This is a genomic window from Flavobacterium sp. (genome assembly GCF_046317795.1).
Taxonomy (GTDB): domain Bacteria; phylum Bacteroidota; class Bacteroidia; order Flavobacteriales; family Flavobacteriaceae; genus Flavobacterium.
Genome location: NZ_JBKCVI010000058.1, coordinates 1 through 11,351 on the forward strand (window position 1 = coordinate 1; position 11,351 = coordinate 11,351).

General features: G+C 33.1%; 8 protein-coding genes. 5 read left to right on the forward strand and 3 right to left on the reverse strand.

From position 1 onward, the window contains the following. The 5 genes from ACK5ON_RS03630 to ACK5ON_RS03650 all read left to right on the forward strand — a co-directional run. A partial coding sequence (locus tag ACK5ON_RS03630; protein ID WP_409819966.1) for a T9SS sorting signal type C domain-containing protein occupies positions 1-1,971 on the forward strand: 1,971 nt, incomplete at its 5' end. A 46-nt stretch (positions 1,972-2,017) separates the two neighbouring features. Beyond that, a complete protein-coding gene (locus ACK5ON_RS03635) occupies positions 2,018-3,679 on the forward strand; it encodes a GEVED domain-containing protein (protein ID WP_409819969.1) in 1,662 nt (553 codons plus the stop codon). A gap of 26 nt (positions 3,680-3,705) precedes the next feature. Continuing rightward, a complete protein-coding gene (locus tag ACK5ON_RS03640; protein ID WP_409819971.1) occupies positions 3,706-5,997 on the forward strand; it encodes a T9SS sorting signal type C domain-containing protein in 2,292 nt (763 codons plus the stop codon). A gap of 347 nt (positions 5,998-6,344) precedes the next feature. Then, on the forward strand, positions 6,345-7,337 hold the full coding sequence (locus ACK5ON_RS03645; RefSeq protein ID WP_396175270.1) for a TlpA family protein disulfide reductase: 993 nt from the start codon (positions 6,345-6,347) through the stop codon (positions 7,335-7,337). A gap of 162 nt (positions 7,338-7,499) precedes the next feature. Further along, positions 7,500-7,847 carry a toxin-antitoxin system YwqK family antitoxin gene (locus tag ACK5ON_RS03650; protein ID WP_396175272.1) on the forward strand — a complete coding sequence of 116 codons (348 nt, stop codon included), beginning with the start codon at positions 7,500-7,502 and terminating at the stop codon, positions 7,845-7,847. 72 nt (positions 7,848-7,919) lie between these two features. Here ACK5ON_RS03650 and ACK5ON_RS03655 read toward each other — a convergent pair whose 3' ends face one another. From ACK5ON_RS03655 to ACK5ON_RS03665, 3 genes are all read right to left on the reverse strand, one after another. Continuing rightward, positions 7,920-8,309, reverse strand: coding sequence for a heavy-metal-associated domain-containing protein (locus ACK5ON_RS03655; protein WP_409819975.1), 390 nt, complete (start codon positions 8,307-8,309; stop codon positions 7,920-7,922). Between the two features lie 157 nt (positions 8,310-8,466). After that, positions 8,467-9,735, reverse strand: a complete 1,269-nt coding sequence (locus tag ACK5ON_RS03660; protein WP_409819978.1) for a PKD domain-containing protein — start codon at positions 9,733-9,735, stop codon at positions 8,467-8,469. Between the two features lie 68 nt (positions 9,736-9,803). Continuing rightward, positions 9,804-11,351: GEVED domain-containing protein (locus ACK5ON_RS03665; RefSeq protein ID WP_409819980.1), on the reverse strand; the 1,548-nt coding region annotated here is incomplete at its 5' end.

Here is an 11,351-nt window from a genome sequence, read left to right on the forward strand (position 1 = left end):
TATAGAAAATTTAGACCAAATATTCGTTTTACTTTTCAATGTGCCGGTGCTCCGACTGCTGGTGATGCAATATTAGGTGCTGAAAATTTTTGTAAAGAAGAAGCAGTTACTTTAAGTGTTGTTAATGATGAAAAAGCAACGGGAGTGCATTATCAATGGTACTATTCTTATGCAGATGATGATAATTACGTGTCTCTGCCAGGACAAACAGCTGCTACTATTCCAGTAGAGAGAGCGGGTGTAGATATGTGGTATAAAAGAGATATTGGCTGTAATCATAACTTACCAGCGGGAACAAGATCGTCTCTTGGTGTGAAAGTTACTGGAGTGAATACTTGGAATGGCACTTCTTGGAGTTTTGGAAGTAATCCGTTGCCGGACTCACCAGTCAGAATTCAAGGAAATTTTGATACTACTGTCAATGGAAGTTTGCCCATGGGTCCTTGTAACCTAAAAATAGTATCTGGAACGTTCACTGTACGAAGCGGAGATTTTATTTCATTAAAAGAGAAATTAGTTGTGGACGATGCTGCCACTGTGATTTTTGAAAATAATGCTAGCTTAATTCAGGAAAATAATGCTGCTGTTAACGAAGGTAAAATACTTTACAAAAGAGATTCTCAACCAGTTCGCATGTTAGATTATACGTATTGGTCCTCTCCGGTTGCAGGAGTGACACCATTTCAATTCTCACCGGGAACACCATCAATTAGGGTTTATCATTGGAATCATCTTACCCAAGCTTGGGTCAATGGTATAGCAAATAGTCCTATGGTTGCTGGAAAAGGATATATAATACGTGCACCAGATGGGTATCCTTCAACTGGAACTGGAACTGTCTTTCAAGGATCTTTTTTAGGGGTGCCAAACAATGGTCTTATTACTGTGCCGTCACAGGGTGGTTCTGCCAATTGGAATTTATTAGGAAATCCTTATCCTTCCGCTTTAGATGCTAATAAGTTTTTATTAGCCAACAGTACTTTGCTCGACGGAACTATTTTTTATTGGACACACAACACACTTCCGAGTGCCGCTTTAAACCCTCTTTTTCCGCACATATCAAGTTATACTTCTGATGATTATGCAACATACAATTTCACGGGATCTGTGGGTCTTCCTTCAATTAGTTCGGGGAATAATACTCCTCCAGGTCAATTTATAGGTGCAGGTCAAAGTTTTATGGTTAAAGGTGGAGCATCATCAGGCAATGTAGTATTTAACAACGACATGCGAAAAAACATAACTGGATATAGTAATTCACAATTTTATAGAAATAATGCAACCAATTCTGAAGAAGTTGAAAAAAACCGACTGTGGGTTGAAGTAATTCATCAAAATGGGAAATTCAATCAAACAATGGTTGGTTATGTTGAAGGAGCAACGGACGGACTAGATTGGGGTTATGACTCTACAATGACACCATCTGGAGATTTAAAAATTTACACAAAAATTGGGGATGATAAATTAGTCATTCAAGGTAAATCTTTGCCATTCAACTCAAACGATAGTATTCCATTAGGATTTTCTACTACCTTGACTGGTGAATTTACATTAAACTTGTACCAGTATGATAGTATTTTTGAAAACCAATCCGTTTATTTATTAGACAATGCTACATCAACTTTTCATGATATTAAATCTGGGATGTACACCTTTACAAGTATACAAGGAACTTTTGACAATCGTTTTGAACTTAGATTTAATGATGAAATGCTAAGTTTAAATCCAAACATAAAAACAGAGAATAGTGTTTTATGTTATACTAATAATTCTGATATTATTGTTAAATCACTAACTGGTCAAATTCAATCTGTTACGATTTTTGATAGTACTGGAAGAGTACTTCATAAAAAAACTAGTTTAGATACTTCAGAAATACTAATTTCAGAAATCGCTAAAAACAACCAATTATTACTAGTTCAAATTGAGAGCGACAATGGAGTTAAAGTTACAAAAAAAATCATATTTTAATTAACTATCTGTTTTATATATATTCATGAAAAAAAACTACTTTATTATGAGCACAATACCAATGTTAAACATATTTATAAAGAAATCTAACGCATTCAAATGTATTATACTACTTTTTATACTTTTCTTTAATGATATAAAGGCACAACAAACATTCACTTTAGGCGATGGCGTAGAGTCCAACAACACTTTAGGAGTTTCTCCTTTTGCAACGATTAACAGAAATAATAGATCTCAATACCTTTATTTTGCTGAAGAATTATATAACGCAGGATTTAGCATATCAGGAAACGTGATTAAATTGGCAATTAACATCACTGAATTAGGATTGCCATCAAGTTTAAAGCCAGAAAACATTAAAATAAAAATGGGAATGACTAATTCCTTTGTATTGGGGTCAACTCTTGTTGATGATTTACCTGTATATTATGAATCAACCGTTGAAAATATTACTGGAACGGGTTGGTATACCTTTAATTTAAACACGCCGTTTGCATGGGATGGATTTCGAAATATTATTGTTGAAATTTGTAGAAGCAATACCAATTTTGGTACTAGCTTTTCTGTTCAATGTAAGAATTTTCCAGCTGGAGAACGCGTTTCAGTCGCAAATTACACCAATAATACGTCACCCGTTGGATGCAGCTTACCCAACCAAAACTTATTGGCAGAAATATTCGCCAGAAGAAGACCTAACATGCAATTTACAATAACAAATCCATGTGACGCAACACCAGTTGGTGGTCAAACAATAGTTTCTGCTGGTCCTTATTGTTCAGGAGAAGCATTCACACTTTCTGTTCAAAATGGTTCCATAGCATCAGGGTTGTCATACCAATGGCAATCATCACCTAACGATAACGGACCATGGACAAATATTCTAAATGCTACCGACGCCTTTTATTCTACTACTCAAAGTATAGCTACCTATTATCGAAGAGCTACAACATGCGATATCGTTTCTTCAACGATTTTCGATTTTCCTGTATTTGTAGGAGGAGAAGGTTGCTATTGTACCTCTTTAGTAGCAAATGAAAATGAAATTGGCATAAATAATGTAACCATAGCAGGAATTAATAATTCATCTTCGGGCTTACCAGCGTATTCCAATTTCACAGCAATTCAAACTGAATTAGAAAGAGAAAGCACAGTTCCACTATCTGTAAATGTTAGCCCTGATGGGGGAACAAATTATACAATGGCTTGGATAGATTGGAATCAAAATAGGCAATTCGAAGTTAGCGAATCATATATTTTAGGTTCTGCAACAGGTGGAAATAATATTAATTCTGGAATTACCGCAAACATTACCGTACCAGCTCAAGCATTACTGGGTTCAACAATAATGAGAGTGAGAACAAAACAATCAGAAGCGGCAACATATCCATTACCTTGTGAATCAATTGCTAATGGGGAAGCAGAAGATTATACAGTGATAATTAAAGAAAATTTAAATAATGATGAATTTTCAACTATAAATGAAACAGTTATCATTTCAGTTTCTAATTCAAATATACATTTCTTAGCAAAAGAAGAAGGTATCCAAAAGATAGATTTATATGATTTATGTGGACGTTTGATTTTCAGTAATTCTATTGCTAATGAAAATGAATATAAAATCTCTGGGTTAAATCAAAAAAAACAATTACTTATTGCCAAAATTGTATTGTCTAATGGACAGCAGTTTACCAAGAAAATAGTTTATTAAAAATACAATTCTAAATTCTATAGCTTATGAAAAATCAATTTACAATTAAAACGGTTATATTGCTAACGAACGTTTTCGTTACAGTTTTTAGTTTTGCTCAATGCAATCCGCCGACAGGAGTAGTGGTAAATAATATTACCTCTATCTCTGCAGTATTAAACTGGACAGCATCAAGTTCTGCTCCGGGCGAAGCTTATTTTTATGAAGTTAGAACATCAGGTCTACCAGGCAGTGGTGTTTCAGGTTTGGTAGTAAGTGGTTCAGTAGGTGATGGCGTATTTTCGTCTCTTGTTTCTGGATTATCATCAATAACTACTTATTCTGTTTATATGCGTTATAAATGTACCCCAACACCGCTTTTTAGCAGTTGGACAGCTGCAGTTACTTTTTCAACAAACCCATTATTACCGCCAGTCGCTGCTTCAGCTTCAGGAATTTCAGATACATTATTTACTGCTCGATGGATAGGTGTTTCTGGAGCTACAGGATATCGCTTGGACGTAAGTGAGTTTAGTGACTTTTCAGTCCTGTTATCGGGTTATAATAATTTATTTGTTGCCAGTAACTTTACAAGCAAACTTGTATCTGGTTTAAATCCTTCCACGGTTTATTATTACAGAGTTCGTGCAGAAGGTCTTAGTGGTGGCACTCCAGTAACTACTAGCAATTCAAATGTGATTACAGTAACTACCCTTAGTGCACCTACTTTAGTAGCCATATGGTCAAACGGCGCTTGGTTGAATGGCGTTTTACCAGCTTCTGATCATGATGTGATTTTAGATGATAATTTTGTTTCAGATGGTAATAATATGGATATGATAGAAGTTAAAAGTTTAACTTTAAATCAAGGACATACTTATACTATAGCTTCGGGATATAATGTTATTGTATATGAAAATATAATTAACAATAGTAGTGCAGCTTCGTTTGTTGTTCAAAATAATGCTAACTTGTATCAACTTAGCGACTCCGCTCCTGCTAATGTTGGAGAAATTACGGTGTTACGTAATAGTTCTGAAATTTTTCGTTTAGATTATACCATGTGGTCTTCACCAGTTACTGGAACTCAAACATTAAAACAGTTTTCTCCATCAACTCTTGACAATCGCTTTTATGAATACAATACTGTTAATAATCATTTTTCATCAATTGACCCTTTGACAAGTACATTTGAACCAGGAAGCGGTTATTTTATACGAGCTCCAAATGATCACGTGGCAAATGAAGTACCAAATGTGGCACAACATTGTCAAGGCACCTTTGTAGGTGTTCCTACTAATGGTGTAGTCAATGTTGATTTAGACACTGGTGGTCAAGGATTTAATTTAGTAGGAAACCCTTATCCAACGGTTATTAGTGCAGACGCACTATTTATGGAAAACGCTAGCAATATTGATGGTACGCTTTATTTTTGGAGAAGACGAAACGATACTTCAGGTTCAGGAAATTTGGGGACTTTTTATGCAACTTATACTGAATTAGGAGGTACTGGTTCAGCAACAAGTGATGATCCAAATGGCTTTATTCAAGTAGGACAAGGATTTTTGGTAAAAGCATTAACTCCACAATTAACATTTAACAGTGATATGAAAGTTCCAGATTCTTTTGAAAATCAGTTTTTTAGAAATTCTTTTGCTGTTAGTCAAGTTGAAAAACACCGTTTGTGGTTAAATTTAACAAATGAAAGTGGCGTATATAGTAGAATGTTGGTAGGATATGCGGAAGGAGCGTCAAACTCTTTAGATCGTTTTGATGGAAAGTATTTTAACGATTCACAAGTAGCTTTAACCTCATTACTAAATAACGAAGAATATTCAATTCAGGCAAAATCTTTACCATTTTCAACAGAAGACACCATTCCTCTTGGGTTTAAAGTTGTAGCAGCAGGAACATATACTATTTCCTTAGATAAAATGGATGGTATGTTTGAAGAAGGCCAATTAGTTTATTTAGAAGATACTTTTACCTCAACAATTCACAATTTAAATGCAGTAGATTATACTTTCTCTACTGGGGCAGGAAATTTTAATAATCGTTTTGTTTTGCGTTTTTCAGCTGAAAGTTTAGGTATTGATGAACCGTTTAATGCTAATGCAGTTACCGTATTTGTTTCAAACAATTCTATTAACATAAAAAGTGTAAATGTTGATATAAAATCAATAGCTGTTTATGATATACAAGGAAGAAAGCTATTTGATCACGATACCGTTAATTCAACTGAATTTAAAATTGATGCCTTAACAAAAAACAATCAAGTATTGATTGTTAAAATTAAAGACCAAAACGGTAATTTAATTTCTAAAAAGGTAATTTTTTAATACATTATTTATAGTAAGGCAAATAGAAACTCCTCAATCTGAGGAGTTTTTTTTATAAGTACGATAGATTTATTTAGTGCTCATGAGAAAGAATAAAAATACGTATTTAGAAAAATTAAGTTATAAAAAACAAATTAAGAATAAATGAGAACAAGAATAGTATTATAGTCTATAATGATTTTTTAAATTAAATCCATTACAGAAAGTAAAAATTTGAAGGAATTGGTGCAAAAGTAAAAAAGCAAAATCAATAAACTAAAGCGAACATTTCATCATTTTTAACAAACTATTCATTGGCTTGTGTATTAAAAAAGGTATATTTGAGTATTAATTTTAAAAATAGTACAATGAAAAATCTGATTGCTTTATTACTTCTGGTTATATTTTCGTCTTCTGTTTCTGCTCAAGACAATTTGGCTTTTCAAGCTAAAATTGACAATAAAAATGGCGATATTCTTTATATTCAAGAAAATGGTAAAACTGTTCAAGAGATTAAACTTAATACAAAAGGGTTGTTTCAAGCAAAGTTTCCTATTAAAGAAGGATTTTATCAGTTATTTGACGGAGCAGAATATGCGCAGTTATTTTTAAAGAATGGTTATGATTTAAAGATGACTATGGATGCTGCTCAATTTGATGAAACTATTAAATTTCAAGGCAAAGGGTCAAAAGAAAATAATTATTTGGCTGAAGAAACCTTAGCAGAAGAGAAAATAGATATTATTAAATGGATGGCATTAGACCAAGAAAACTTTAATAAGGTAGTTGATCAGAAAAAAAATACCGACATTGAGAAATTACAAAAAGCGGGACTTGATCCTTATTTTACAAAAATGCATGCAGCTGAAATCGAAACTAATTTACAAAGACTTCAACAGTATTATGCTCAAATAAGTGCAAACAAAAAAATGAATAATGCTAAAGCACCTAATTTTGATTATGAAAATCACAAAGGCGGAAAAACTTCTTTAGAAAGCTTAAAAGGAAAATATGTTTACATTGATGTATGGGCAACTTGGTGTGGTCCTTGTAGAGCAGAGATTCCTTCATTAAAAAAAATAGAGGAAAAGTTTCATAATAAAAATATTGAGTTCGTTAGTATTTCTGTTGATGTAGATAAAGATCATGACAAATGGAAAACATTTGTAACCGATAAAGCACTAGGAGGAACGCAATTATTTGCTGATAAAAACTGGTTGTCTGATTTTATAAAAGCTTTTAATATAAATTCAATACCAAGATTTATATTAATAGATCCTTCTGGAAATGTAGTCGATGCAGATGCTGCAAGACCTTCGGATCCAAAATTAGAACAACAACTAAGTAGTTTACTTCAATAGAAAAGTTAAAATTTTGATTATTAAAGTCCCGAGAAATCGGGATTTTTTTATTTCCTAAATATTAAATTTTTACAATGTTATCAAATTGTTAACAAAAAGTTTGTTAATTGTAAATTAATTGTTATATTTGTTAAGTAATAATAAACAAATAAACCTACGATTATGAAAAAGATACTATTTTTAGGAGTGTTTCTGATTTCAGGAGTTGCCTTTTCCCAATCTGCTAAACCTGTGTTAGAACAAGAAGGAAAGTTAGTAAAAGCAACATATTACTATGAAAATGGTAACATGCAACAACAGGGATATTTTAAAGACGGTAAATTAGAAGGACAATGGATTGCCTTTGATGAAAACGGAAATAAAACATCAATTGGAGAATATGCAAATGGACAAAAAACTGGAAAATGGTTTTTTTGGAACAAAACCTCATTAAGTGAAGTTGATTATTCAGATAGTAGAATTGCTTCTGTAAAAAGTTGGAAACAAGATGCTATTGTAAATAGAAATTAAAAGTTAAGATTAATTAATAAAAAAGGAACTTCTATTATTGGAGTTCCTTTTTTTGTTTTTGTTTAAAATATATTAAGATTTCGTATTCATACCAGCTACTTTATAGGTAGCACCATCGCCAGTAGTTTCGACTGCTTCAATAAGTTTTTTTGTGGATATTACAGAAGCATCAAAAGATACAGTTGCTTCTTTTTTATCAAAATCAACAACTGCTTTTTGAACGCCATCCATTTTTGATAATTTGTCTTCGATAGTTTTAGCACAACCCATAGCACAAGTCATTCCTTCGATTTTGAAACTAGTTGTTTCTGGTTTTATAGCTACAGCATTCGTTTTTTGTATTTGAGCTGAAGTTTCTTTTAAATTATCAGGTTTAACATTGCTTGCAGTATCTTTACAGCTCAAAAAAAATGTAGCAATTAAGCTAAGCGCAAAAACAGATTTTAATAAATTCTTAATCATAATATGCTTTACTTATAGAATTGACTGCAAAAATAAAGAAAAAAAAACCCGTCTTATCTTAAAATTTTATCAATTTTTTTAAAACAAACTACTTTCCATATATTCTATATCAACAAAATCCTATTTCAAAAGATATTTTTTTATGATTATTGAGAGACTAATTTTTAATGAATTTGCTTTTAACACTATTACCTCCAGTTCCAACCTCAATAATATAAACACCATTAGATAAACCTTCAACAAAAACTTGATTGGTGTTTTTTGAATTTTCAATTAGCAGTTTTCCAAATAAATCATACACTTTTATTTTATCTATTACTAAATTGTTTTTGGATTCTATGTTTAAAATTGAATGCGCAGGATTAGGATAAATTTTTATATTAAAATTTTTTAGTTCCTGAAATTGTGTGTCGAGAAGGTTGATAGTAACAGTTTGGATTTTAAAATTATCGACACCGCATTTTGTTGCTTTGAGTTGCACAGTATAATTACCGGTAGTAGTATAATTATGTGAAGGATTATTTAGCGTTGAGGTAGTTCCATCTCCAAAATTCCATAAATAGGTTGTGGCATTGGTAGAAGTATTGTTAAAAGACACTTGCCCACCAGTAGTTGTATAGGTAAACTGAGCTGATGGATCATACTGTCCAACGCGCCATTCAAGCAAGTTGTTATAGACTATTGTTTTAGTTGCGGCTCTTATTGTTTGTGCATCTACTGTTGAGAGTGTGGAATTGAAAGTAATTAGCGTTGGGTCTTCTCTAAACATTACAGTATAAAAAGTACAGGCAGCAACATAAGTTCCTGCCACTGATGGATGGCTTCCATCGGCTTGATACAATTCAATTGTTGGGAAATTTTGTCTAATATACCTCCAAACTGCTCCAACAGGAGATACAATAGCATTATTATCTTGTGCCATCGTTCTATATCTTGCGTTTAACAGATTATCCATTCCCAAATAGGTACAAACTTCTGGCAAGTTTGGACAGTTTTGTGCGTCACCATTTTTTCTACCCCAAGTCATATAAAATGCGGTTTCTGTGCACGGGTTTGCATTAGTAATGGCATTGTTCAAGAACTGAGCATAGGGATAAACTTCTTCTTCTACTTGCCAATCTGGAAAGGAAGGATATTGGCTTTGCTCTTGTAAGACTACAAAGTCCCAAGTGCCAAGAGCAATTTTTTGTAGCGTAGTGGCATTGGTGGAATGATCCATAAATCGATAACCACCTGGTGCGCTACTGTCAAATATAACATTATCTCCAACTGAGTTGGCTACACTAGCAACCATTTGGGGTAAATTATTGACAGAAGTGTAGCTATTTCCTACAAATAGTATTCTTTTGGTTTGGCTTTGGCCAAGAGTAATTGTCAACAAACTAATTGCTGCAAATACTATTAATCGTGAAATATTATTTTTCATTTTTTAAAGATTAAATTTTTAAAGCAATTTTTTATCACTCATTCACACTTCAAATTTACTAATATCGATTAATTTTTAATTATCTTTTTGGTTACTATTTTATCGCCCGAAAATGCTTGAATTAAATAAGTTCCCGAAGATAGATTTTGTAAATTGACATTAGTTAGATTGGAGACTTGAGAGTATATCAATTTGCCCTCTATATTATAAATGTTGATTTTATCCAATTCTAAACCTGTCTTTGTTTTTATGTTAATTATTGAATTAGTTGGATTTGGAAAAACTTCAAACAAATCTTCATTAAAATCGATTGTTCCCAATGAATTTGTAGTAAATGTAGAATCTGGTCCAACATGAGTTCTATAAACATTTCCAATAGAGATACTTTCTGTGCGAACCCTATAATGATAGGTAGTATTGATTGTTAAACCAGAAATAATTGTGGATACTGCAAAAAATTCTGATGTTGTTGGAGGAGGAAATGAGCTTGGTGTTGCAACTACATTGTTGCCATAATTAGTTGTTAAACCATATTCAAACTTTACATTAGTGTTAATTCCAAAACCAATATTATCAGGACGCACACTTCCATTTAATGTGGCTGTAGTTCCAGTAATAGAAGTGGCAGGGACAGGATTTATTATTGGACCATTAAAATATTGTAATAATTGGTCTGGACTATAGTAGCTCACCCCATTTTTAACCACTTTTACTCTCCAGTGATAGAATGTATAGACAGGTTGTGGTTGAAAAGTATAAGTTATAGAAACATTACTAAACCCAGATATAACTGCAGGAGTTGCTGCCACGGTTGTGCCATAAGCAGTGGTAAAACCATATTCAAAAAAAACATTTACCCCTGTGGAACTGTTTGGATTAACTAAAGCGCCAAAAAAGAAAGGATCATAAGGTGTGCCAGATGTAGTAGTTGTATATCCAACATTAGAAATTACGGGGTCTCCAATTCCGAATGTTGTAAAAGTAATGTCCGACCCATAATAGGTGTTTGCACCAACCGTTGCTTTGGTTCTGTAATGATAGGTTGTATTTGCTGTCAGACCAGTTAATGTTGCTATTGCATTGGTCAAAACGGTTCCGCTTGTAGTAGTTGGGGTAGCATTTGCGGTGCTGCCATAAGCAGTAGTTGTTCCATATTCAAAAGAGATGGTTGCCGTTGGTCCATAATTGGCATTCACGCTACCATTAAGTGTTGCTTGATTGGAACCAATGTTAGTGGCAGGCAAAGTGCTTACCCATGGAGCAGCTGGAGTTGGTGTAGTGGTTATACTCACTCTATAATCTTCAATTTCACCATAAGACAGTCCGTTTGGACATGGAACATCAGCAGGTAAACCATTACCTCCTTTGTAGATTACTCTCAATCTTGTTAGTCCATTGGTAGCAGTTGTAGGAATTAGAATTGTAAAATTATATGTTTGGGGAGTAGTTGCTTGACAGTTGGCATCAATAGTTGGAGAGGGAACAAAGCCCACTTTTTCGGTAATTTCAAAAGAATTGTTTTGGTTTAAATCTACGTAAACTTCAATGAACTTTGTTTCGCAATCACCTTGTATGACTTCAAGAGAAGTAGTTATGTTAACTCCTTTTTGAAGCAA

Bases quoted from the DNA above. Each gene is read 5' to 3' on its own strand.
- ACK5ON_RS03635 (WP_409819969.1), top strand. From the start codon at position 2,018: ATGAGCACAATACCAATGTTAAACATATTTATAAAGAAATCTAACGCA.
- ACK5ON_RS03645 (WP_396175270.1), top strand. From the start codon at position 6,345: ATGAAAAATCTGATTGCTTTATTACTTCTGGTTATATTTTCGTCTTCT.
- ACK5ON_RS03640 (WP_409819971.1), top strand. From the start codon at position 3,706: ATGAAAAATCAATTTACAATTAAAACGGTTATATTGCTAACGAACGTT.
- ACK5ON_RS03655 (WP_409819975.1), bottom strand. From the start codon at position 8,309: ATGATTAAGAATTTATTAAAATCTGTTTTTGCGCTTAGCTTAATTGCT.
- ACK5ON_RS03650 (WP_396175272.1), top strand. From the start codon at position 7,500: ATGAAAAAGATACTATTTTTAGGAGTGTTTCTGATTTCAGGAGTTGCC.
- ACK5ON_RS03660 (WP_409819978.1), bottom strand. From the start codon at position 9,735: ATGAAAAATAATATTTCACGATTAATAGTATTTGCAGCAATTAGTTTG.